General features: G+C 62.6%; 19 protein-coding genes. 13 read left to right on the plus strand and 6 right to left on the minus strand.

Annotation, left to right across the window (positions count from 1 at the left end):
- Positions 1-11: 11 nt before the first annotated feature.
- On the minus strand, positions 12-2066 hold the full coding sequence (locus D0B32_RS02480) for an alkyl/aryl-sulfatase (RefSeq protein WP_117332092.1): 2055 nt from the start codon (positions 2064-2066) through the stop codon (positions 12-14).
- A gap of 569 nt (positions 2067-2635) precedes the next feature.
- Between D0B32_RS02480 and D0B32_RS02485 the strand changes: the two genes are divergently transcribed.
- The 5 genes from D0B32_RS02485 to D0B32_RS02505 all read left to right on the plus strand — a co-directional run bounded on the left by D0B32_RS02485 (position 2636) and on the right by D0B32_RS02505 (position 9928).
- Entirely contained in the window at positions 2636-3190 is a 555-nt protein-coding gene (locus D0B32_RS02485) for a fimbrial protein (RefSeq protein ID WP_117332093.1), read from the plus strand.
- 82 nt (positions 3191-3272) lie between these two features.
- The gene (locus D0B32_RS02490; protein ID WP_117332094.1) at positions 3273-4013 is read left to right on the plus strand and encodes a fimbria/pilus periplasmic chaperone; all 741 of its coding nucleotides are present in this window, start codon (positions 3273-3275) and stop codon (positions 4011-4013) included.
- A 137-nt stretch (positions 4014-4150) separates the two neighbouring features.
- On the plus strand, positions 4151-6862 hold the full coding sequence (locus D0B32_RS02495; RefSeq protein WP_117333423.1) for a fimbria/pilus outer membrane usher protein: 2712 nt from the start codon (positions 4151-4153) through the stop codon (positions 6860-6862).
- 5 nt (positions 6863-6867) lie between these two features.
- Positions 6868-7998, plus strand: coding sequence for a fimbrial protein (locus D0B32_RS02500; RefSeq protein WP_117332095.1), 1131 nt, complete (start codon positions 6868-6870; stop codon positions 7996-7998).
- Positions 7999-8326: 328 nt separating this feature from the next.
- Positions 8327-9928, plus strand: coding sequence for a peptide chain release factor 3 (locus D0B32_RS02505; RefSeq protein WP_117332096.1), 1602 nt, complete (start codon positions 8327-8329; stop codon positions 9926-9928).
- Positions 9929-10247: 319 nt separating this feature from the next.
- Here the strand turns inward: D0B32_RS02505 and D0B32_RS02510 are convergent, their stop codons facing one another.
- Positions 10248-10724: a hypothetical protein gene (locus D0B32_RS02510; RefSeq protein ID WP_147329479.1), complete on the minus strand. Its 477-nt coding sequence runs from the start codon at positions 10722-10724 to the stop codon at positions 10248-10250.
- Between the two features lie 144 nt (positions 10725-10868).
- On the minus strand, positions 10869-11738 hold the full coding sequence (locus D0B32_RS02515) for a LysR family transcriptional regulator (protein ID WP_117332098.1): 870 nt from the start codon (positions 11736-11738) through the stop codon (positions 10869-10871).
- A gap of 495 nt (positions 11739-12233) precedes the next feature.
- On the opposite strand from D0B32_RS02515, the gene D0B32_RS02520 reads away from it, so the two are divergent.
- Positions 12234-14609 (plus strand): GNAT family N-acetyltransferase, encoded by a 2376-nt coding sequence (locus tag D0B32_RS02520; RefSeq protein WP_117332099.1) that lies wholly within the window; start codon positions 12234-12236, stop codon positions 14607-14609.
- Between the two features lie 32 nt (positions 14610-14641).
- Here D0B32_RS02520 and D0B32_RS02525 read toward each other — a convergent pair whose 3' ends face one another.
- Positions 14642-16213 carry a tetratricopeptide repeat protein gene (locus D0B32_RS02525; protein WP_117332100.1) on the minus strand — a complete coding sequence of 524 codons (1572 nt, stop codon included), beginning with the start codon at positions 16211-16213 and terminating at the stop codon, positions 14642-14644.
- Between the two features lie 329 nt (positions 16214-16542).
- Here D0B32_RS02525 and D0B32_RS02530 point away from each other — a divergent pair, with 329 nt between their 5' ends.
- The 4 genes from D0B32_RS02530 to D0B32_RS33080 all read left to right on the plus strand — a co-directional run bounded on the left by D0B32_RS02530 (position 16543) and on the right by D0B32_RS33080 (position 18859).
- Positions 16543-16857, plus strand: a complete 315-nt coding sequence (locus D0B32_RS02530; RefSeq protein WP_117332101.1) for a hypothetical protein — start codon at positions 16543-16545, stop codon at positions 16855-16857.
- A 184-nt stretch (positions 16858-17041) separates the two neighbouring features.
- Positions 17042-17335 (plus strand): hypothetical protein, encoded by a 294-nt coding sequence (locus tag D0B32_RS02535; RefSeq protein ID WP_117332102.1) that lies wholly within the window; start codon positions 17042-17044, stop codon positions 17333-17335.
- A gap of 186 nt (positions 17336-17521) precedes the next feature.
- Complete coding sequence (locus D0B32_RS02540) at positions 17522-18169, plus strand: peptidoglycan DD-metalloendopeptidase family protein (RefSeq protein WP_259294857.1); 648 nt, start codon at positions 17522-17524, stop codon at positions 18167-18169.
- 231 nt (positions 18170-18400) lie between these two features.
- Positions 18401-18859 carry a septal ring lytic transglycosylase RlpA family protein gene (locus D0B32_RS33080; protein ID WP_310591174.1) on the plus strand — a complete coding sequence of 153 codons (459 nt, stop codon included), beginning with the start codon at positions 18401-18403 and terminating at the stop codon, positions 18857-18859.
- A gap of 55 nt (positions 18860-18914) precedes the next feature.
- Here D0B32_RS33080 and D0B32_RS02550 read toward each other — a convergent pair whose 3' ends face one another.
- The gene (locus tag D0B32_RS02550; RefSeq protein WP_117332104.1) at positions 18915-19457 is read right to left on the minus strand and encodes a hypothetical protein; all 543 of its coding nucleotides are present in this window, start codon (positions 19455-19457) and stop codon (positions 18915-18917) included.
- A gap of 73 nt (positions 19458-19530) precedes the next feature.
- A complete protein-coding gene (locus D0B32_RS02555) occupies positions 19531-20319 on the minus strand; it encodes an IclR family transcriptional regulator (RefSeq protein WP_117333425.1) in 789 nt (262 codons plus the stop codon).
- Between the two features lie 392 nt (positions 20320-20711).
- Here D0B32_RS02555 and D0B32_RS02565 point away from each other — a divergent pair, with 392 nt between their 5' ends.
- The 3 genes from D0B32_RS02565 (at position 20712) to D0B32_RS02575 (ending at position 23507) form a co-directional block, all read left to right on the plus strand.
- Positions 20712-21035, plus strand: coding sequence for a UxaA family hydrolase (locus D0B32_RS02565; protein ID WP_117332106.1), 324 nt, complete (start codon positions 20712-20714; stop codon positions 21033-21035).
- Between the two features lie 28 nt (positions 21036-21063).
- Positions 21064-22395 (plus strand): UxaA family hydrolase, encoded by a 1332-nt coding sequence (locus D0B32_RS02570; protein ID WP_117332107.1) that lies wholly within the window; start codon positions 21064-21066, stop codon positions 22393-22395.
- 71 nt (positions 22396-22466) lie between these two features.
- Positions 22467-23507 carry an aldo/keto reductase gene (locus D0B32_RS02575; RefSeq protein WP_117332108.1) on the plus strand — a complete coding sequence of 347 codons (1041 nt, stop codon included), beginning with the start codon at positions 22467-22469 and terminating at the stop codon, positions 23505-23507.
- Positions 23508-23513 lie beyond the last annotated feature (6 nt).

The following is a 23513-nucleotide window of genomic DNA, read 5'->3' on the forward strand; positions in this document are numbered from 1 at the left end:
CGGGCCTCCCGTTATGGCGTGACGATGTTGAACCAGAAATCGAAGTTGTCGAGCCACGAGACGAACTCGCCCAGTTTCGGCGCGCTGCCGCTGATCTTCGCCTTGCCGCCCATGACCAGCTTTTCCATCGACGTATTGCCCATCATGACTTCGTTGAGATCGGCGCGCGTCATTGTCACCGAGGCATCTGCGGTATCCGAAGTCTTGCCTTTTGAATAGTGCAGCGCGGAGTTTTCGACGCCGACCAGGTAGCGCTCGTTCGTATCCGTCATGATGAAATTGAACGTGATGGACTTGCCGGCGGCGCGATCGCCATTCAGACGCACGCCCTGGTAATCAAGGAACATTTCCAGCGGCATGGCCTTGATCGTATCGGGACTTTGCGAACTGCCGAACGGAACCTTGTGCACGCCATTGCGCAATTCCATGGCGCCGGTCAGATAGAAGTTGCGCCACGGCGCGGACTCCGCCTGGTAGCCGAGCTGTTCGTAGGTATCCGCGAGCAGATGCCTGGCGGAAACGTTTTGCGGATCGGCAAAAACCACGTGATTGACGACTTCCGCGACCCAACGATATTCGCCCTTGTCGTAATACGCTTGAGCCTTTTGCAGGACCGCCGCCGAACCGCCCATGAACTCGACATACCGCTTGCCGTTTTCCACGGGCGGCAGGCGGTGCAGATTGGCCGGTACGCCGTCGAAGAAACCCAGACGCAGGTTGTACTGCGCGACGAGATCGTGAAACACCGTGCCGTAGTAGCTGCGGCAATACCACTGTTTGGCGAGCGAATCGGGCAGCCGCAACGACTCCGCGATCTCGAGCGGCGTGTAGCCGGTGTTGGCGAGCCGCATGGTCTGATCGTGCAGATAGCGGTACATGTCGCGCTGCGCTCGCAGGAAGGCGACGATGCGTTCGTTGCCCCACGTCGGCCAGTAGTGCGACGCGAACAGCACTTCCATCTCGCCGCCGAACATGTCGATGGCAGCTTGCAGGTACTTCGACCACAACAGCGCGTCGCGGACCTTCGCACCACGTAACGTGTAGAGGTTGTGCAGCGTGTGGGTGGCGTCTTCGGCTGCGCAGAAGGCCTTGAACTTCGGCAGGTAGAACATGAACTCGGCGGGCGCTTCGGATTCGGGCGCCATGATGATCGTCATGTCCACGCCGTCCAGCGTGAGCTTCTGACCGGTGGAAGTGGCGAAATCCGTGGGGACCAGCATGGTGATGGCGCCGATCGACGTGGTCTTGCCCAGGCCGCCATCCACGACGCCGGTCGTATTTCTCGGCAACAGATTGCCGTACATGTACGCGGCGCGTCGACTCATGGCGTTGCCGGCAATCACGTTCTCGCCCACCGCGGCTTCGGTAAAGCCCGCGGGCGCGTAGATCTTCACCTTGCCGGCTTTGAGATCGGCCTCGTCGATGATGCCGCGAATGCCGCCGTAGTGGTCTGCGTGGCTATGCGTGTAAATGACGTGGGTGATGGGCCGCTCGCCGAGATGCGGCACCACGAGCTGCTTCCAGACGACGACCGATGCATCTTCGGTCATGAGCGGGTCGATCACGATCCAGCCCGTGTCGCCGCGAATGATGCTCATCACCGACAGGTCGTAACCGCGCACCTGCCAGATGCCGTCCACCACCTGGAACAGCCCGTGATTCATGTTCAGCTTGGCATTGCGCCACAAGCTTGGATTGACCGAGTCCGGCGCGTTGTTCTCGGGGCCGCCGCTAATAAATGCGAACTGGTTTAGATCCCACGCAGCCCCTCCTTTCGAACTGGGAATGATGCCGGGATCGGGCAGTGTGGCGATCAACCCACGCGTGGCGTCCTGAAAGTCCTGAGTATCGCTAAATGAAAGCTGATTGGCATAAACCGCGTTGGCTTCGCGAGTGGCCTGGGTGGGTGGCTTTGCACCGATGCCGGTAGGCTTGGGGCTCGCGGGATTCTGCGCGATGGCCTCCCCGACGACCGTGCCAAACCCCGTGGCGATGCCAACCGTGGCGACGCCTTTCAGAAAGTCTCTACGTTTTGTTCCGGAAGCCGGATTGCTTTCGTCGGACATACATCCTCCATGTTTTCCAGGACACCCGTGGACCGATTCAAGTGCGTGGTAGCCATCGGGCGATGAGGCGGTCGCGTTTAATCCTAGGTTAACGAGAAATGATCCGCAATGGACTTGGGGTACGACCAGTTTTCGAAACTGGAAGGAACCCGAAATGATTAATGAAATATCAAGCGGAATTGTTGCTGGTTTCTCGTGTAGTTGATGGATTGAGCTATCACCGTCAGGCGCGCATCCCCTACGTGCATCGCAGTTTCGGTTGATGTGTGGGCTTTGATTCCATTGCCCGTCATGGCGAGCCGAATCTGGTTCATCCAGATTCCTACATTGCAGTCAGAACAATCCCACTCAAATAAGAATGGTCCTAGGTACTTAAGAATCGCCGCTCCATATCATTAATGGGCGCCTGAACGATAGGCCAATGCTTCAAAACAAGACCGCCTTTCCGGCGATGAACATTGGAACGCCCAAGGCAACGCCACCGGGCATACGCAAGAGGCGCGTCGCAATGAACACGGCGCCGCGTCGAATTCAACGCAAGAACGTTTTTAGTCACTGGAGTAGTCACCATGAAATCACTGATCCCCGCTATTGCAATCGCCGCTGGCGGTTTGCTCGGTCTCGCATCGTTCGGCGCACAGGCGTCGGACGGCACGATCACGTTCACAGGCACGCTGTCGGATACCACGTGCTCGATCAACGGCATCGCCTCGGGCACGCCCGTTACTTCGGCGGTCACGCTGCCGGAAGTGTCGGCTTCCACGTTGGGTGTCGCGGGTGCAACCGCCGGCCGTTCGGCTCCGATTCCGCTGGAATTGACCGGCTGCTCGGGTACCGCGACCAAAGCCGTGGCCTATTTCGAAAGCAGTCCTAATGTCGATCAGGCCAACGGATATTTGACGAACACGGGCGGCACTGCCAAGAACGTCGACGTGCGTTTGCTGAACGCGTCGTTCCAGCCGATCAACATTCTGACCGCTGAAAACAACCATATCGCCGCTAATGGCGCAACCATCAGCGCGGGCGCGGCCAGCCTCAAGTACTACGGCGAGTATTTCGCCACCGGTGCAGCGACTGCCGGCACGGTGAACACGAGCGTTTCGTACACGATGCAGTACCAGTAAGCGAATAGCTCAGGCGTTCGCACGTGCGAACGCCTTTTTTGCAGCCAATTTTTAAGATCATTTTTGAAAGAAGGTGGGTGTGATGAAGCTCGGTCGAATTGCAATGGGAGTGGGTCTTGCCTGTGCGCTGATGGCGGGTGCGGCAAGCGCAAGCGTGACGATTGGCGGGACGCGTGTCGTGTATCCGCTCGATCAGCGCGAAGTCACCGTCAAGCTGGATAACGACAGCGCGACGCCGTCGCTGGTGCAGGTATGGATCGACGATGGTCATCCGGATGCGAAGCCGGGCGACATCAAGGTGCCGTTTGTGATTACGCCGCCGATCTTCCGCATGGACCCGAAGAAGGCGCAGACGCTGCGCGTGATGTATAGCGGCGAGGCCGTGCCCACCGACCGCGAATCGGTCTACTGGCTCAACGTGCTGGACATTCCGCCAAAGGCTGCGAACAAGGACGATGCGAACGTGTTGCAGATTGCGTATCGCACGCGCATCAAGGTGTTCGTGCGCCCGACGAAACTCGCCGGCAAGCCAGAAGACGCACCGTCCCAACTGAGCTGGAAGATTACAGCGGCGCCGGGCGGTAAGGGCGAAGCGCTGAGCGTGACGAATCCCACGCCGTACTACGTGTCGTTCAGCGAAGTCGACGTCGAAAGCGGTGGTCACACCTACAAGAACGAACGCGGCGGCATGGTCGCGCCGCGTGCCACTGAAGTTTTGCCGGTTGCGCAGATGAACGCCGTCGCGACAGGCGCGAAGGTCCACTACACCGCGATCAGTGATTACGGCGGCGCCTTGACTGGCGACGCGACCATCGGCCAATAGCGCGCACTAGCGCCGCACCGGCCGGGCGGCCCGCGCCGCCCCTACGACAAAACATTCCCGCACTTCGTGTGCGTTGCACAGGCAACGCACAGGGGCAACGCATGCCTGTTTGCAGGACCTTGGAAGTCAGTCAGATCATGAAGCATTCACCTCGATATCAGCTGCGCGCGCAGGTTTGCGTTGAGTCTGGACCGTTTGGCCTGAACCCGGTTACCGCCGTCGTACTGTCGGCGTTCACGGTAGTGAGCGGCGTCCAGTCGGCGAGTGTGAATGCGTCTGAAGTCACGGCCGCGGCGGCCCCGGAGGCGGTGCAGTTCGATACCTCGTTTCTCCGTACCGCACCGAGCGAAACCGTCGACGTCACGCGTTTCTCGCACGGCAACGCCGTGTCACCGGGCGTGTACTCAGTCGACGTGTGGATGAACGATATCCGTATTGCGCGTCAGGACGTGCGGTTCGTGGCGGCACAGGCCGGCGATTCCGCACGGCCGTGTCTGAGTCGTCAGATGCTGGAAGGCTTCGGCGTCGATTTCGCCAAGGTGGGGGCCGATAACGGCACAAAGCCAGAAGCGGGCAAGACAGACAGCGCACCGCAAGCCACGTCGACGGCGCCTGCTAGCGAACCGGCCGGCACCGCCGTCTCCAGCGAATGTGTTGATCTGGCCGCGGTCGTGCCGGGTGCTTCGTTTGACTTCGACTTCTCCGAGCAGAAGCTGACATTGAGCGTGCCGCAGAAATACATGCGCAACGCCGCGCGCGGCTATGTACCGCCGGAGATGTGGCAAACCGGCGTCAATGCGGGCTTCATCAGCTACAACGCGAACACGTATCACACGAGCGGCGCAGGCGTTGATTCGACGCAAAGCTATCTCGGGATCGACGCGGGTTTGAATATCGGCGGCTGGCATTTCCGCCACCAGTCCTCGGTGACGACGGGCACCGGCGAAGGCACGCAGTTCGACAATATCGCCACGTACGTGCAGCACGATCTGACGAAGCTCAAATCGCAGCTGACGATCGGCGATTCGAGCACGACCGGCGACGTGTTCGACAGCGTCGCGTTCCGCGGCGTGCAGATCGCGAGCGATGACCGCATGCTGCCCGAATCGCTGCGCGGCTATGCGCCGGTGGTGCGTGGCACGGCGCAATCGAACGCGCGGGTGACGATTCGTCAGAACAACCAGGTGATCTATGAAACGACGGTGTCACCTGGACCGTTCGAAATCAAGGACCTGTATGCCACCGGATACGGCGGCAATCTCGAAGTCACCGTGACCGAAGCGGACGGCCACACCGAAAGCTTCACGGTGCCGTTCGCCTCGGTCTCCCAGTCGCTGCGGCCGGGCACCACGCGCTTCTCCGCGACGGCCGGCCAGTTACGCGACTCCTCGCTCGACACCAAGCCCGCCTTCGCGCAGTTCACCCTGCAACGCGGCCTGACCAACGCGGTCACCGCGTACGGTGGCGCGGTGGCATCGAACGGCTATGTGGCTGCGGATATCGGCGCGGCGCTGAATACGAAATACGGCGCATTCTCCGCGGATATCACCGGCGCCCAGACCGAAGTGCCCGGGCATGGCACGATGCACGGCACCAGTTTGCGCATTGGCTACAACAAGTTTATCGACACCACGGATACCAACATCGCGGTGGCTGCCTATCGCTACTCGACCGCGGGCTTTCTGAATCTCTCGGACGCCGCCTCCGTGCGCGACATGGCGCTGCATGGCGGCGACATCAACACCGTGGATCGTGAGCGCAACCGCCTGCAGATCACCGTCAACCAGAATTTCAAGGATCACGGCACGGTGTTCCTTAGCGCGTCGTCGCAGAAGTACTGGAATCGCGGCGGCAGCGATACGTTCTTCCAGGCGGGCTATACGAACAGTTTCAAGTACGGCACCTACAGCGTGACTGCGGGGCGTACGCGGAATTCCGACGGCACGATGGAGAACCTGTACATGGTCAGCACGACCATTCCGCTCGGACACAGCCAGCATTCGCCGATGCTGTCGACGAACCTGTCGAGTTCGGGCGGCGCGTTGAACATGCAGGCCAACGTGAGCGGTTCGCTGGGCGACGCCAACCAGTACTCGTACAACGCCTACGGCACATACAACGGTGCAAGCACCGGCAGCGCGTCGAATGCAGGCGTGAGCGGGTCGTGGCGTGCACCGTATGCGCAGTTGACGGCGTCGGCCAGTTCGGGCGCGGGGACGAGCCAGGTGTCCGCGGGCGTCAGCGGCTCGATCGTCGCGCATCCGGGCGGCGTGACGTTCTCGCAAACCGTGGGCGATACGTTCGGCATCGTCGACGCTCAAGGCGCGGCTGGCGCAAGCGTGTCGAGTTCGCCCGGCGTCAAGGTCAATAGCCACGGCTATGCGGTGGTGCCGTATTTGACACCGTACGGCATGAACACCGTCGATATCGATCCCAAGGGCACCTCTACCGACGTCGAGTTTGAATCGACATCGGAACAGACCGCGCCGCGGCTGGGTTCGGTGGTGATGCTGAAGTACAAGACCGTTACCGGCCGTGCCGCGCTGATTCGTGCTCCCCAACTGGGCGACAAGGCGCTGCCGTTCGGCGTGGATGTGGTCGATGCGCAAGGACGCACCGTCGGCCTAGTCGCGCAGGACAGTCGCATTTTCGCGCGCGGGCTTGAAGACAAGGGCTCGTTGTTCGTGAAGTGGGGCGAAGCCGGGTCCGAGCAGTGCCGCATTGACTATGTGTTGCCGAAGCAGAGCGGCACGAGTAGCAGTGCGGCGTATCAGTCGTTTGAAGGGCACTGTGTGGGTGGCCGTCAAACAGTCTCAGCCGATTCAACATCGGATCAGTCGAAAAGGTGAATGAAATGGTCAAATCGATATTGGCAATGATCAGATATCGCGCTGCCGAGACCTGGTTTCGGTCCGTCACGGCGCGGACTCGGCATGACGGTCTCGTATGCTGGCTAACGCGAGTATTTTTGCGCTACGCGCTGGTTCTCTTTGGAGGATTGATGTCGCTATCGGCGCATGCAAAAATTGAGTGCTACTCCCTTTCGGGCTATAACCAGGTGTTGGCAGTTGGCTCTATTTCTGTGCCGGCAAATGCTACCGTTGGGACTGTAGTGACCACTTTGGCGCCGATTACATATTCAGAGCAGTGCAGGTTTGTCAATGGAAGTCCGAATCCGACCGAGACGACCGGGACGAATACCGCAAACTTCAGCACGACTTCACCGCTCGGATTCGGTACGGACGTCTACCAGACCGCCGTGCCCGGCTTGGGAATTCGGTACATATTCAATTCATCGCAGTGCAGCGCAACCAACGTCACCATGACGAACGGAACAGCCGCCGTCCCATGTGTGTTTAATGGTCCAGTTGGTGGGGCGTTTATGCCGGCCTCGATGACCGTAACGGCGCAACTGGTCGTAACCGGTCATATTCAGGGAGGGATTTCCACCCTAAACACTGCGCCAGAGGTCATGATCACTTTCGTCAATTCAGATAGCCCGACGGCATGGGGCCAAGGGTGGCTATATACAGGTAACGCAACCGGCACCATCACCCAGGCCACCTGTTCCGTCAACCAGCAGGGCGTTGCCGTTTCACTCCCCGGTGTCGGCACTGGGGCGCTTTCTTCGGGTGTCGGCGCAACTGCGGGGGCGACGTCTTTCTCGCTGTCATTCAGTTGCTCACCGGGCGCGAAGGTGTATATCACGCTCACCGATAACGTCAATCCGGCGAACCAGAGCAATACGCTCAAGCTGACCGCGGACTCGACGGCGCAAGGTGTGGGAGTTCAGGTGTTAAATAGCGGCTCGCCGGTCTCTTTCGGCCCGGACTCCAGCACCGTGGGTAACAAAAACCAATGGTTGATTGGAAGTTCGCCCAGCGGGCCCTTGCAGGTGCCGTTGGTCGCGCGATACATCAGTACGGGTAAGGTTTCGGCCGGAACGGTGAGGGCGCTGGCCACGTTCACCATGGCCTACCAGTGATTGCTGGAAAGGCGAAGATTCGCGGCCTCATACCGGAAAGGTCGGAATCCGGCGCCGGAAACCGGCCGGATCCATCGGGCTGTTTCCATACACCGACCCCCATGACGTGTATCATTCGTTCCCTGCGCTGCTCCGCGCCGGTTATCCCCGTTTTTTAGAACGTTCGTTCGCAACCCGCTTGCGTTGCGGCGCGTTTGCTCTGCGATGAGCCGGGTTTCCGTGCCTGACGGCCGCAGCTCGCCGCCGCCCGCCGCGTCAGACGTGACGGGAACAGGGGCCGCACGCTCCTGAACACCGCCCGAACCCCTATCCGTGACCGCCAGACCCGATGTCAGTCTCTGAACTCAAACGCCGCCGCACCTTTGCGGTCATCTCCCACCCGGATGCGGGCAAGACCACGCTGACCGAAAAACTGTTGCTGTTTTCGGGCGCGATCCAGATTGCCGGTACCGTGAAGGGCCGCAAGAGCAATCGCTACGCGACCTCTGACTGGATGGAGATCGAAAAGCAGCGCGGCATTTCGGTGGCCAGCTCGGTGATGCAGTTCGAGTACGGTGACGCCGTCATCAACCTGCTCGACACCCCCGGCCACGAAGACTTCTCCGAAGACACGTATCGCGTGCTGACGGCAGTGGACGCGGCCGTCATGGTGATCGACGGCGCGAACGGCGTGGAAGCCCAGACGCTGAAGCTGCTCGAAGTCTGCCGCAGCCGCAAGACGCCGATCGTCACCTTCATTAACAAGCTCGACCGTGAAGTGCGCGAGCCGCTGGAACTGCTCGATGAAATCGAACAGCATCTGGGTGTGGCGGCAGTGCCGTTCACGTGGCCGATCGGCATGGGCAAAGAGTTTCAGGGCGTCTACGACATCCAGCGCGATCAGGTGCGGTTGTTCCGCGCCGGGCAGGATAAGGCCGGCGGCGAGGTCGAGACGCTGCACGCCCTGAGTGACGAAGAAGGCGAGCGCCGCTTCGGTCATAGCTGGGTGAAGGCGAAAGAAGAAATCGATCTGATCACGGGCGCGTCGCCCGAGTTCGACCGCGAGCAGTTCCTTGCGGGTCAGCAATCGCCGGTGTTGTTCGGCTCGGCCATCAACAACTTCGGCGTGAAGGAAATTCTCGACGCGCTGGTCGACCTCGCGCCGCCGCCGTCCGCGCGCATGGCCGTGCAGCGGGCGGTGGAACCGGACGAGCCCAAGTTCACGGGCGTGGTGTTCAAGGTTCAGGCAAACATGGACCTGGCGCACCGCGACCGCGTGGCGTTTATCCGCGTGTGCTCGGGCCACTTCGAGCGCGGCATGGCGCTGAAGGTGACGCGTTCCAACAAGACCTTCCGCGCCAATAACGTGGTGACGTTCCTGTCGCAGCGCCGTGAAACGGTGAGCGAAGCGTATCCGGGCGACATCATCGGCATTCCGAATCACGGCACGCTGAGCCTGGGCGACACGTTGACCGAAGGCGAGACGCTGCAATTCGTGGGCTTGCCGTTCTTCGCGCCGGAAATTTTCCAGACGGTTGAAGTGGTGGACCCGATGCGCGCCAAGCAACTCGGCGAAGCGCTCAAACAACTGGGCGAAGAGGGCGCGATTCAGGTATTTCGCCCCGTGCATGGTGGCCTGATGATTCTCGGCGCAGTGGGCCAACTTCAGTTCGAAGTGGTGTCGCATCGGCTTTCGACGGAATACAAGGTCGATGTGCGGATGGCGCCCGCGCGCTATCGCATGTCGCGCTGGGTGACCTGCGACGACGCCGCCGAACTGCGTCGATTCAATGACGCCTACGCGGCACGGATTGCGCTCGATGCTTCGAACGCACCCACGTACCTGGCTTCGCACATTTCCGAAATCGAAGTGGCGCAAAAGGCATGGCCGAAGATCGTGTTCAACGAACTGCGCGAACATTCGGGCGCACCCTTCAAGAAGGCGATGTAAGCGGCGCGCTTCCCACAGAACGAGCAGGAAGTTAGCGACCCGTATGAGGGCCGCTAACTTGTTCAAAGGCCCTGTACAGGGCCTTTTCGCGTTAACGGGCAGGTCAATTGCCGCGGAGTGATGGGTGGGGCGCGCCCGCATTTGCTGGCTCATACTGATCAGAAACTCAGTGACGTAAGGCCATTGATACTACGGGACGAAGCCGGTGAACTGCTAGCAGGCCGATCGGCATAGGCCATTCGGACAGGCTATTCGAATCGAAGCCGGATTTTTATACTTCTCACTGCCGTTGAAACAGAGACGGTCAAGCCAGTAGCGCTTAATGTCTCGTCGTTGTAGACGGCGCCAGAATTGTGAACTCGGGCACTGCCTCTTCCTGTTGCAGGTGTTCGCTGCGTAGTTGCTGTTTCATCACCTGTCCGTTTCGCAGACCCTCGAAAAACTCAGTGTCGAGTTTCGCATCCGCTTCGGCGCTGATGGCGAGTTCTTCGAAAGTGAACAGCAGTTTCGCGCGCCTCGCGGGTGACGAATTGCATTGCTCGATGGCCCGCGCGAGCGCTGCAAGCTTGGCGAACAATTCGGCGTTGCGTTGCGCAGCCTTCACCGCATTGTCGAGGATGCCCTCGATGAGTTCGTCATTGGCAGGCTGATCGACCGCGTTCGGAAGTTGAGTGGTGGGGCGTTTACTCATGCTGTAGCTTTGGGTCTGATGCGCAATGATAAGGGCCGGAGTTGTCGGCGCGGCGCCGGTTCGGCCTTGAGGGAACCTGGCTGTCACGCCAAACCAGCGGATCAAGAGAGAGGGCAATGAAGTATAGAGCACCCGCGCGGGCGGTTCGTTCGGGTAGGGAAGATAGCGCCCGCGTCGAGATTCACGTATGCCAGGATGCCTCGCATGGAAGGTCAATCGCGTCACGCAGTCAGCACGGCACGACGCGGCTCACCCCATCTTCAGAACCTCTTCCCGCATCCATGTTGCAAACGCCTGTACGTGTTCGAGCGCGGCATGACGCGAGGCGATATCGAGCCAATACCCGTACGGTCCGCTGACTTCGATCTCGGAAATGCGCGCAAGGCTGCCGTCCGCGAGTTCTTCGACGATCATGTTGCGATCGACTACCGCGAGACCGGCACCTTTACGCGCCGCGTGGATGGCCTGCTCCAGGTTCGAAAATTCGATCCCGTTCTCGGCGTAGTGCGCTGGCAGGTTCGCCGTGGCAAGCCAGTTCGGCCAGAGATCGAGCCGCGTCTCGTTATGCAACACATGCAATGCCGGCATGCGCTCCAGCAACGTGTCGAGCGGGCGTCCAAGCAGATGGGGCGCGCCTACCAGCGTATGGCGCTCGATCATCAGCAACTCGGAATGCGCATCAGGCAGGGCGTGGCGACCAAAGCGGATATTGCAGTGGCAGTCCTCAGAGGGCTCGGTGCGGATCGACAGTTCGACGTCCGGCAACTCCACCGCCAGCGAGCCGAGCCTGGGCGAAAACCACTGTGTCGCGAACGTGGGCGGCACGGATAACACGAGGCGGCGTCGGCCCTTGGCCGTGGTGATCTGCCGCGTGCCCCGCTCGATGGTGTCGAAAGCTTCGGACACGCACGGCAGCAATTGCAGGCCTGCCGCCGTCAGTTTGATGCCCTTGTGGTCCCGTTCGAACAGCTTCGCGCCCAGCGACTCCTCGAGGATCTTGATCTGGCGGCTGACGGCGCCTTGCGTCACGAACAACGCGCTCGCCGCGCGGTTGAAGCTCAAATGACGTGCTGTTTCTTCGAAGAAGCGCAACGCGATCAGCGATGGCAAGCGCCGCATAACTTCACCTTCCGTGTTTTCTCGAGGAACGGCGGTCGGGGCCGGCCGTTCGCTATGGTCGTCATCGTTCTGGGACAGTGCCTGGTGGCGCGTCGCGGGCGCGCCTGCGCGGCCAGGCGGACTGTCGGATCTTCCTGGCACGTTGGCCGTACATCGCCTGCTGCCAGGTCGCGGCAGACCGGCCGACGTCGCCGGTGCATCTTACTGCTTTGTACCCGAACTGATCCGATTCGAGGTACGCGGCCCGGTAGCGCTGCGAACCAGGCTGGCGCGGATTGTCGCACTTTGCGGGGGAGATCGCGCATACCCCCTTAACTCGAAATGACTCGGAGCCGGACCAAGCCAGGCGTCACGGCGTTCCAGCCGACGAACGGCGGCGCGCCGCCGCTGCCGTCTCAACCGTCGCGGCCATCACCACCGCCGCCGGGATCGCCTATCCTGATGAAATTGCGCGTGATTGCGTCATGCGCGCCACTTCGATCAGGCGGAGCACCCGTGACCGTTCGCAATCTCGATGCCTTGTTTCGACCCAGATCCGTCGCCGTCATCGGCGCTTCGGCGCGGCCCCGCAGCGTCGGCGCGATGGTGTGGGCAAGCATGCTGCAAGGAGGTTTCGATGGGCCGCTTTGGCCGGTCAATCCAAAGCATGCCAGCCTCGACGGGCACGCTGTGATCGGCGACGTCGGCGATCTGCCGGAGGCGCCCACGGTGGCCGTGATCTGCACGCCGCCGTCGACATGGCCCGGCATCGTCCACCGATTAGGCGGACTCGGCACGCGGGCCGCGATTATCGTAGGCGAGACACGCAGCGACGAGGACCGCCTTGCGCTCCGGCACACGCTTTCGGCGGCGCGGCCGCATCTGCTGCGCGTGGTCGGGCCCGGCAGTCTCGGCGTGATGTCGCCGGCGCTGCGCGCGCATCTGGGCGCGCCTTCGCATCTGGTGAAGGCGGGCGGCGTGGCGTGGGTGTCGCAGTCGAACGCACTGACCAACGCCGTGCTCGGCTGGGCTGATGCGCGCGGCCTTGGGTTCTCGCATGCGGTGGCGCTTGGCGAGGAAGCGGACGTGGATGCCGGCGACGTGCTCGACTATCTCGCCAGCGACCCCGGCACCCGCGCCATCCTGCTCGAGCTCGACACCGTGCGGGCGGCCCGCAAGTTCATGTCGGCGGCGCGGGCGGCGGCGCGCAACAAGCCGGTGCTGGCCTTGCGCTCGGGCCGCGCCGACCCGGTCGACGGCCTGTACACGGCCGCCTTCCGGCGCGCCGGGATGGTGCGGGTGGATTCTCTCGACGATCTGCTGGACGAAATCGAGACCCTCGGCGTAGGCCGCGTCGCAGCCGGCGCCACGGCGACACTCATCACCAGCGACAGCGGCGTCGCGACGCTCGCCTCCGACGCCTTCGCGGCGGCCGGTGACACCCTGGCGCAATGGCCCAGCGAGGTCGTCGAGGAGGTCGCCACGGCGCTGCCGCACACCGTTGCTGGCAACCCCCTGCTGCTCGGCGACGGCGCGCACGCGGACGATTTTGGCATCGCGCTCAAGGTGCTCGCCCCGCATCGCGCAACGGGTACGGCGTTCGTCGTCCACGCGTCCACGAACAATGCGCCGGTCGGCGAGGTGGCGCAGACGCTGATCGCCAGTCAGCGCTTTGCCTACCGTGGTTTGCTGGCGTGTTTCTTCGGCGGCGTGGACGCGGCGACGCGCGACGCCTTGCATGCCCAGGGCATCCCGGTACACACCACACCACAACGGCTCGCGCGCGCCTTTGCGCGTCTGGTGGATTACCGGCTCGGCCGCGAACTGTTGATGCAGACGCCGGAGGGACTGCCGGCTCACATTCCCGAGGAAATCGACGCCGCGCAGGCGCAGGCGCGCGCAGCGCTGGCAGCGGGGAAAGACACGCTGACGGCGGACGCTGCGGCGCGTCTGCTGGCGCATTTCGGCTTGCAAGTCGAGGCAGCGGAGACGACGCAGGACAAGATCGTCGACATCGACATCGCTTTGCACGACGACGACAACTTCGGCCCGGTATTTCGCTTTACCACGCCGTCGGTCGACGGCGTCTCGCCGCCGCAGCGGCTGTTCGGGCTGCCGCCGTTCAATCCCATGCTCGCGCGCGAGATGGTGGCGCGCTCGCCTTACGCGCGGCTCGCCGCGCCAGAACCTGTGCTGGCGGCTTTCACGGCGCTCTCGGAAGCGGTCTGCGGGGTCCGCGAGATCGTGGGATTGACGCTGGCGCTGCGCGTGTTTCCTGAACGCGTGGCCGTGGTCGCACCGCGGATCCATCTGGGCGCGACGCGCAGCCGGCTCGCGATCATGCCGTATCCGCGCCGCTACGAGGAGACGCTGGAATGGGGCGGCGTGCGGATCACGGTGCGGCCCATTCGTCCAGAGGACGAGGCGGCGCATCACGACTTCGTCGAGGCCATGACGCCGGATGATCTGCGCCTGCGGTTTTTCGGGGCCGTGGGCAGCTTCGATCACTCGCAGCTCGCACGCATGACGCAGATTGACTATGACCGTGAGATGGCGCTGATCGCGACCGTGCCGTGTGAGGAGGGATCGGCGCTGGGTATGACGCGCACGCTCGGCGTCGTGCGCGCGGTGGCGGATCCGGATAACGAGACCGCTGAGTTCGCGGTGGCGGTGCGTTCGGATCAGAAGGGGCGGCGGCTCGGCAAGCTGCTGATGGAGAAGATCATTGCCTATGCGCGCTCGCGCGGGACGCACTGGCTGGTAGGTGAAGCGCTGCGCGAGAACGGTTCGATGATCGCGCTCGCCCGAGCCTGCGGATTTACCGTGACGCCAACCGAAGATCACACGGTGGTGGCGTTCAGGATGGCACTGGACGAAGAAGGCGAGGCGTAGCGGGGACGGCTCGCTAGCGTCACCTGGCGGCGTTATGCGGTGTGATCGGCATGCGCTGCGAAACGCTGTTGCAGCGCCGAAGCAACCTCCGCGAGCACGCTGTCCCAGTCACCGCGCCGCTGCTGGTTGAACAGACGCACGGTGGGATACCACGGACTGTCCTCGCGGCCGCGCAGCCAGCGCCAGCAACCCGCAAAACGGTTGAACAGCCAGACCGGCTTGCCCATCGCCGCAGCCAGATGCGCAACCGAGGTATCGACGGCGATCACGAGGTCGAGATTGTCGATCAGCGCGGCGGTGTCGGCGAAGTCCGTGACTTCATCCATCCAGTCGGTCAGCGCGGCCTGGCTTGCCGCATCCGCACGCTTGGCCGGGTCATCGGTCTTCTGCAAACTTATCCAGTGGATCTGCGGTAACGCGAGCAGCGGTGCGATCTGCGTGGGCGTCAGGCTGCGCATCTTGTCTTCCATCATGCCGGAATGACCGCCCGCCCAGACCACGCCGACGCGCGGCAAGGCGCGGCTCGGCAGCGCGTCGAGCCGCGCACGCCACGCCGCGGCACGCGCAGGATCGGCATACAGATAGGACATTGCCGCGGGGATCGTATCGAGCCGCGTGCCGAAAGCCAAAGGCAGCGACATCATCGGACAGTACCAGTCCCAATCGTCCACGGGGCATGTGTCGTCGAGCAGGACGAGACCCGGCCAACGTGCGCTCAGCGAGTCTTCGAACAGACGGCGCAATGCTGGCGGACACATCAGACCCACCCGCGTAAAGGTCCGCAACGCGAGCGGCAGGTAGCGGACGAACTGTAGGCTGTCGCCGTGACCTTGCTCGGGGATGACCAACAGGCGCGCGCCGCGTGCGTTGGATTGCGCTGCACCGAACACGGATTCGGGGCTCTCACCTTTCCATTGCGGCAGCGGAACCTCTGGACGCGAGTCGGGAGCGGGCCGGCCATCGGCACTTGCGAAGTTGACCCAGCGATCCTCGTACAAGGGCCAAGCCTCCTCGTAACGCCCCGCCGCCAAGAGCACGGTGCCGAGATGGGCGCGCGTGCTGAGCGAGCCAGGCGCACGCGCAATGGCGTGGCGCAAGTGGTGCTCTGCCTCATCCAGCGCACCGAGCGCCTTGGACACGATGCCGAGATTGGTGCGCGACTGCACGTGGTCCGGATCGCGCTCCAGCAACTCGCGATAACTGATGGCGGCTTCGTCGAAGACGCCCTGCACGAACAGCGTGCTGGCTTCGTAGAAGCGCAACTGGAGCGAGTCCGGCTGAAGCGCGAGACCTTGCCGGGCGGTCTGGGTTGCATCTGCGTATGCGCGTAACTTGATCTGGGCCGCGCACAGTGCGATGTAAAAGTCCGGATGCGGAAGCACCTCGATCGCACGCTCAAACCAGCCTCGCGCAGCCTCGAACTGGTTCGAATCGTGCGCCACCAGGCCTCGCAGATAGAGCGCGCCGGGACGTCGCGAGTCACGCTCGATGATCCGCTCGACGGCTGCCTGCGCGCCTGCGAGGTCGCCTTTGCCGCGCGCTGTTTGCGCCTCGTGATACCAGGCTTGGATGTCGTCGGCGTGCGGAAGGGAGGCGGTCGTCATGGAAGGGCGAGGCGGTGAGCGCGATAAAGCCTGCGTTGGATGGGGCATTGATTCTGCGCGCCGCTTGCCTCGCGTTGCGTCAGATTGATCCGAAACCGCATTGGGAAAGACCTGCAAGTGGCTGTGGTGCAGGTGCAGGCTAATACTGCGGGCGCATTTGAGACTCGTCCGAATGTCTGACGCGGCGATCTTTACTATATTTTTCGTTTCCCTCAGCGATGCCCATCGCGGCGTCGCGCCGCGCCTTCACGCCATGCACATGGCAGACAATCTTTGTGAAGTAGTGGATATCGCTGACGAGTCTCAATTAACGCTCTGATCGATATTTCATGGATAACTTCGCTGCCTCCGACCAATTCATCAAGTCACTCCTGTTCGCGTTTCTCTTTAGCGCAGTACTGATTGCATTGCTGCAATTGACGAACCTGATTGAACCCGACCATCTGGTGGGCCGCGAAGGCGTGGCATGGCTTATTGCGATGGCCGTCTGCGGCATCGAACCGGTGCTGCGCCACTACGGCATCCTGAAAGGCAGTATTGAAAGCCGTGTAGCTGAGCTGACGAAGGCGAGCGTGCTGGGCCGCGTCATCGGTGCGCCGGCAGGTTGTCTGTTTGCGTGGGCCATCACGATTGTCGGTTCTTGAGGACTGCGTATTTGGCATCAAAAGCGTTGTGGTAATGCCGCTCTTTCTGGCGACAACGCAAAGAATCGTCAAGGATTGCAGATTAAATTGCGATAAGGTCAACGGCTCGTTTCCACGAACGTTAAACCGGCGACCATTCCTCACGGTCGCTTAATCAACCCGGTTATTTCAGGAAATACAGTCGATGAACAAGCACATTATCGTTGGCGCCCTCGCAGGGCTGTTTTCGCTCGGCGCATTTGCACAAGCCTCCGCACCCGTCGTGACGCATAACGCAGCACCGGCAGCGATGCCGGCACCGGCACCGGCATCGGCGCTGGCACCGGCACCGGCACCGGCAACTGCCGACGCTGCGTCGGCCGTGACGCACAAGCACGCCCACAAGCATGCGCATAAGCATCACAACCGCCACCACGCATCGGCTGTGTCGGAAGCGTCGGCACCGGCTGCTGATGCTGCGCCGGTCACCAAGCCGTAAGCGCGTAATCCGTCGCGTCTGAACGCTGTGAATCTCACCCAGACCCTGTCTCCCCGCGTGCCTTTCGGCTGTCGGCTCCTGCTGTTGTCTGCCCTGGCGGCGGGGTTAGCGGGGTGCGCAACCAAGGGCGCGCGGGGTCCGTCGGCTGCCGTCGTCGAAGCACCTGTCGTCGAGGCGCAGTCAGCCGTGGCGGATCCCAACGCGGGGTTCTATCGCGTGAAGCCGGGTGAGACGTTGTCTGGCATCGCCAATGCGTTCGGACGCGCGCCCGCTCAGGTTGCGCGTTGGAACCACCTGTCCGTCACGGATGCTGTCACCACGGGACAGGTGTTGCGTGTGGCACCTCCTGCGGAGCCATCAGCGAAAGCCGCGCCACGTCCGAAAGCGGGCCCGGCGTCACCCGCAGTGACCGCACCGCCCCCGCTGCAGTCGTCGCCCACGCCACCCACGTCGCCCACAAAATCGGCGCGCTTTATTTGGCCCGTGTCCGGTGCAGTCAAAGGCAAATATTCGGACTCGCGATCCAGGGGCATCGTCCTCGACGGCCGCCCCGGCGAACCGGTCAAGGCCGCGGAAGGCGGCCGGGTCGTCTTCGCCGGAGACCGGATCAAGGCATATGGCCGGCTGATCGTTCTCAAGCACGATGCGCACCTCGTCACCGCCTATGCGAACAATCGCAAGCTGCTGGTGACCGAAGGCGCGGTGGTGACGCAAGGACAAACCATCGCGGAGATGGGCGTGGATGCCAGCGGCAAAGGTGCGCTCAAGTTCGAAGTCCGCGACGACGGCAAGCCGGTCGACCCGCTGACGTACCTGCCGAAGCCCCGCAGTTAGCCGACGCGATCAATTAGTGCGGCCGCGCTCGCGGCCTTCTCCTGGCCGGCCCTCGCGCCGGTTCACAACTCCCGCAGCCATGCACGCTGCACCGGCAGAGCCGGTCCTATCCTCAGGTTGTCTGTTTTGAAGAATGTTTGTGTTTGCCGACCGATCGGCATGGTGTTGTTGTTTGCCTTGCTCGCGGGATGCGCGCAAAGCCCAGAATTAACCGCGCAACGAAGCGCCGCAATGCAGGACGTGGCGCGAACGGAGGTCATTGCGACGTCTCCGTCGTCGCCTGAAACGGATGGTGCCGGATGGGCGCCTGAGTCGTCAGTCGATCCGGCTTCGCAAGCGAAGGGCTCAGCAGGACGGAACGGTCACGCGCCCAAGGCGCATTTCTGGCAATCCGGCGTGGCGTCGTGGTACGGCAAGGCGTTTCAGGGACGCCGCACCGCCAACGGCGAACGCTACGATGCACATGCGCTGACAGCGGCGCATCGCACGTTGCCGATGGGCTCGTATGTGCGGGTCACGGCGGTGGGAAGCACACGCTCGGTGGTGGTGCGGATCAACGATCGCGGGCCGTTTGCGCGCGGTCGTGTGATCGATCTTTCGTATGCGGCGGCCGCGGCGCTCAATTTGCAGCGCACGGGCACCATGCTCGTCAATATCGAGAGCGTCGGGCAGGACGCCGAGGGCTCGTAGCGTCAACGGTTAAACGCTGCGAGCCGTTGGGGCGCGTCAAATCAATGAGAAAAAATCAGGCAGCCAGCCTGGTCAGCGCCTCATCCACCTGAGTCCGCGTGACGGACAACTCTTCCAGCCACGCATCTGCGTACACGGCGCCTGTCTCACGCTCCAGACGCGCGATGGTCGCGGCGCAACGGCTCGCATCCTTCGGCGTGGCAATGAATTCCTTGACGGACTGCCCGGCTTTGAACGCATCGAACAGCGGCACGCGGATGTCGTCGGGCAGCGTGCGGGTCCATTGATACGGCTTGCCGTTGTACGTGAACGACGGCGGCAGCACGCGTTCCTTCTTGGCCGCCGGGATCAAACCGTAAGTGCGCGCGGCTTCGCCAATCTGCTCCGGCGAAAACAGCTCGTCCGGGCTGATGTCGAATTGCTGGATATACGTTTCAATGGCTTGCATCGCGGCAGCGCGGTCGTCGCGTTTCTGCTGCGCGCGCGCCACGATGTCGCGCAGTTCGTCGGCTTCCGCGCTGGTAATCGTGAAGCTCGCCTGCTTCTGCTGAAGTTCGGAAAAACGCTGGAATTCGGAATCGGTCAGAAGTTTGGCCATGAGGTATCGGTAACGCGCGCGGGACGGACCCGCGCGGCGACGTTTTTTGAGAGGGTCGCCATTCTAAACCAACTCAACTCTCGCGTTCGCGGAACATCGAGAGCGTCTCGATGGTTTCCTTCAGCAAGGCAGTGGCTGCCTCGATGGTGGGCGGGATGTACTCGTCAATGCGCCGCAGATATGGACACGTCATGGCGGCAATAGCCTGTCCGGACGGGCCGAGAATCGGGAACGTCAGATCGGTGACACCGAAAATCTGCTGGCTGTCCTTCTGCGAAAAACCAGCCGTGCGGATGCGCTCGCAAGTCTGTTCGAGCGCCTCGCGATCAATCGTCACTTCGCCCTTCACCTGGGTATGCTCAGCGAGCATGTGCTCACGCAACTCGGGGCTCTGAAAGGCCAGCATCACGCGCCCGGAGCCGGTGTCGATCAAACCCACCCGTGAGCCGAGCCGTACCGACATCCCCCACGTCCCCGGACCGTCAACCTGGGCGATCACCAGCAGATTGCCGCGATCGTAGACCACCAGGTGACACGACTGCTCGGCGGCATCCGCGAAACGCTGCATCAGCGGCAACGCTTCGGAGATCAGCCGGTTCATCGGCGGATGCCGGTGCGACAGCGCATACAGCTTGAGACTCAATGAATAGCGGTCGCCTGCCGCCGAGCGCACCACGTACTGACGCGCCACCAGTCGTTCCAGCATGCGATACATCTCGCTCGCGTTGCGCCCGAGCAGCTTGGTGATTTCGGCCCGCGTCAGACTCTCCTTCTGCTCGGCGAGCAGTTCGAGGATATCGAGCCCCTTGTCCAGCGCGGGTGCGCGATAACGGTCGGCATCTTCTCGTTCTTCCGCTTCCATCATGAGTGGGCTCCCGTGTGCAGGCGTCATTGTTGTCCGGCACATCAGTTTAGGGGGTACAAACAGCGCGTGGCCAGGGAAACTACGGACGACAGCAGGGTCTCCACGCCTTGACTTACAAAAGTCCGCATATGAATATTGCGTTCATTGGTGAATGAGTATCCGCCAAAATCGAAATGGAAGGCGTATCCTAGAAACAACGCGCTCATCCCCGGCGCGCTGGCGGCGTCGGCTGGCCGCATGTCCTGCTCGCACGGAGCCACGCGGGCGCACAGGATGGCGGAAGAAAGACGCATGCATGACGCATGAGCGGCAACAGCCAGGGCAATAGCCAACGCGACAGCCAACGCAACAGCCAGCACTGACCCGCAGGCACCACGGAGACATCAATCTTGAGCAGTCCATTGCACACCGATGCGCGTCTCATCCTGCTGAGTCCGCAGGACAACTGTCTGATCGCGGCGGCGCGGCTGGAAGCCGGCACGGCGGTCGAGATCGAAGGCGAGCGGGTGACGCTCGCCAGGACCATTGACCTCGGTCACAAGGTGGCGCGCGGCGCGATCCAGAAAGACGAAAAGGTGTTGCGCTACGGCGCGGTGATCGGCCATGTGACCGAAACCGTGGCGCGTGGCGAGCATCTGCACACGCACAACCTCGAAAGCGACTATCTGCCCACGTACACGCACGATGCCGGCCACGCATACGTGCAACACTGACGCGGCCTGACACCGCGCGGAAACCATCATGACCGATACTTCCAAAGCAACGACCCCTGCGACGGCTACGTCTGCCTCCGCGCCACCCATGCTGCAAGGCTATTTGCGCAGCGACGGCCGCAAGGGCATTCGCAACGTGGTGGCGGTGGCTTACCTCGTGGAGTGCGCGCACCACGTTGCGCGTGAGATCGTCACGCAATTCCGTGAACCGTTCGATGCCTTCGACGACCCGAGCGCCGAGCGTGAGCCGCCGGTGCACCTGATTGGCTTCCCGGGTTGCTACCCGAACAGCTACGCCGAGAAGATGCTCGAACGGCTCGCCACGCATCCGAATGTGGGCGCGGTGCTGTTCGTGTCGCTTGGCTGCGAGAGCATGAACAAGCATTACCTGGTCGACGTGGTGCGCGCGAGCGGCCGTCCTGTCGAAGTCCTGACCATTCAGGAGAAGGGCGGTACGCGCAGCACGATTCAGTACGGCATGGACTGGGTGCGCGGCGCGCGTCAGCAACTCGCGGCGCAACCGCGCGTGCCGATGGGCCTCGACGAACTCGTGATCGGCACGATCTGCGGAGGTTCGGACGGCACCAGCGGCATCACGGCGAATCCGGCGGTGGGCCGCGCCTTCGATCATCTTATCGAGGCGGGCGCCAGTTGTATCTTCGAGGAAACGGGCGAACTGGTTGGCTGCGAATTCCATATGAAGACGCGCGCGGCGCGTCCGGAACTGGGCGACGAGATCGTGGCGTGTGTGGCGAAGGCCGCGCGCTATTATTCGATACTCGGCCACGGCAGCTTCGCGGTCGGCAATGCAGATGGCGGTCTCACGACGCAGGAAGAAAAATCGCTCGGCGCGTACGCGAAAAGCGGTGCTTCGCCGATTGTCGGCATCATCAAACCCGGCGACGTGCCGCCCACCGGCGGTCTCTATCTGCTCGACGTGGTACCGGATGGCGAACCGCGCTTCGGCTTTCCGAATATCAGCGATAACGCGGAGATCGGCGAGTTGATCGCGTGCGGCGCGCACGTCATCCTGTTCACGACTGGGCGCGGTTCGGTGGTGGGCTCAGCCATCTCGCCGGTGATCAAGGTCTGCGCGAACCCGCAGACCTATCGCAACCTCTCAGGCGACATGGACGTCGACGCGGGCCGGATTCTCGAAGGGCGCGGCACGCTGGAGGAAGTGGGCCGCGAGGTGTTCGACAAGACCCTCGCCGTGGCGCAGGGCGCAGCATCGAAGTCTGAAACGCTGGGGCACCAGGAGTTTATCCTCGTGTACAAGACGTTCGAACCGGTTGGCCCGGCGTGCTTGCCGTCGAGCGGTGCGTCGAATCAGCGGGTGGTGGGAATCGCGGCACATTGATCCCGGCGTTTCCGGTGCGAGAAGCACGAGCGGCACGAGCGGCATAAGAGCAACCAAAAGGAGACATCAGCATGGCAGCGGCGGCTGGTTCACGGATTACGGAGCGCCGCGCGATAGGCCGGCGCGGGCTGAAGGTCACCGGGCTCGGTCTTGGCAGCGCGCCGCTCGGCGGCCTTTATCGCGATCTGACAGACGAGGAGGCGTTCGCCACCGTGGCCGCCGCGTGGGACGCGGGCGTGCGCTTCTTCGACACCGCGCCGCACTACGGCCACACGAAAGCGGAGCACCGTCTGGGCGATGCGCTGCGCCACTATCCGCGCGATCAGTTCGTGCTGTCCACCAAGGTGGGCCGCCGGTTCGTTCCGCGCACCACCCCGTATGACGGCAGCGAAGGCTGGCAAAACCCGCTGCCCTTTCAGGCCATCTACGACTACACCCACGACGGCATCCTGCGTGCGTTCGAGGATAGCCAGCAGCGGCTCGGCATCGTCGAGATCGACATTCTGCTGGTGCACGACCTGGAACCCGCCACGCACGGCGAAAAATACGCAACCTACTGGAAGCAGCTCACTGACGGCGGCGGCTTCCGCGCGCTCGATACGTTGCGTTCGTCCGGCGCGATCAAGGCCGTGGGCCTGGGCGTGAACCAGGGCGCGCCGATTCTCGATGCACTGAGGGATTTCGATATCGACTGCGCGTTGCTCGCCGGCCGCTACACGCTGCTGGAGCAGGCCACGCTCGACGATCTGTTGCCGGCATGCGAAGCGCGCGGCGTGAGCATTCTGCTGGGCGGCGCGTTCAATTCGGGCATCCTCGCGCGCGGCGTGCAGGGCGATCTCAAATTCAACTACGGTGCGGCGCCGGCTGACGTGATCGAACGGGTTGGACGCCTCGAAGCGGTGTGCCGCGCGCACGACGTTCCGCTCGCCGTGGCTGCGTTGCAGTTCCCCTACGCGCATCCGGCTGTCGCCACGGTGTTGACGGGGGCGCGCAGCGTGACGGAGTTGCAGGAGAACGTCGCATCGTTCGAGCGCCCGATTCCTGCGGCGCTGTGGACGGCATTGCGCGACGAAGGTCTGCTGGACCCGCGCGCACCCGTACCCAAGGACTGACCTCCT

This window comes from Paraburkholderia sp. DHOC27 (genome assembly GCF_003429005.1).
GTDB lineage: Bacteria > Pseudomonadota > Gammaproteobacteria > Burkholderiales > Burkholderiaceae > Paraburkholderia.

Bases quoted from the DNA above. Each gene is read 5' to 3' on its own strand.
- D0B32_RS02480 (WP_117332092.1), bottom strand. From the start codon at position 2,066: ATGTCCGACGAAAGCAATCCGGCTTCCGGAACAAAACGTAGAGACTTT.
- D0B32_RS02485 (WP_117332093.1), top strand. From the start codon at position 2,636: ATGAAATCACTGATCCCCGCTATTGCAATCGCCGCTGGCGGTTTGCTC.
- D0B32_RS02490 (WP_117332094.1), top strand. From the start codon at position 3,273: ATGAAGCTCGGTCGAATTGCAATGGGAGTGGGTCTTGCCTGTGCGCTG.
- D0B32_RS02495 (WP_117333423.1), top strand. From the start codon at position 4,151: ATGAAGCATTCACCTCGATATCAGCTGCGCGCGCAGGTTTGCGTTGAG.
- D0B32_RS02500 (WP_117332095.1), top strand. From the start codon at position 6,868: ATGGTCAAATCGATATTGGCAATGATCAGATATCGCGCTGCCGAGACC.
- D0B32_RS02505 (WP_117332096.1), top strand. From the start codon at position 8,327: ATGTCAGTCTCTGAACTCAAACGCCGCCGCACCTTTGCGGTCATCTCC.
- D0B32_RS02515 (WP_117332098.1), bottom strand. From the start codon at position 11,738: ATGCGGCGCTTGCCATCGCTGATCGCGTTGCGCTTCTTCGAAGAAACA.
- D0B32_RS02525 (WP_117332100.1), bottom strand. From the start codon at position 16,213: ATGACGACCGCCTCCCTTCCGCACGCCGACGACATCCAAGCCTGGTAT.
- D0B32_RS02530 (WP_117332101.1), top strand. From the start codon at position 16,543: ATGGATAACTTCGCTGCCTCCGACCAATTCATCAAGTCACTCCTGTTC.
- D0B32_RS02535 (WP_117332102.1), top strand. From the start codon at position 17,042: ATGAACAAGCACATTATCGTTGGCGCCCTCGCAGGGCTGTTTTCGCTC.
- D0B32_RS33080 (WP_310591174.1), top strand. From the start codon at position 18,401: ATGCAGGACGTGGCGCGAACGGAGGTCATTGCGACGTCTCCGTCGTCG.
- D0B32_RS02550 (WP_117332104.1), bottom strand. From the start codon at position 19,457: ATGGCCAAACTTCTGACCGATTCCGAATTCCAGCGTTTTTCCGAACTT.
- D0B32_RS02555 (WP_117333425.1), bottom strand. From the start codon at position 20,319: ATGGAAGCGGAAGAACGAGAAGATGCCGACCGTTATCGCGCACCCGCG.
- D0B32_RS02570 (WP_117332107.1), top strand. From the start codon at position 21,064: ATGACCGATACTTCCAAAGCAACGACCCCTGCGACGGCTACGTCTGCC.
- D0B32_RS02575 (WP_117332108.1), top strand. From the start codon at position 22,467: ATGGCAGCGGCGGCTGGTTCACGGATTACGGAGCGCCGCGCGATAGGC.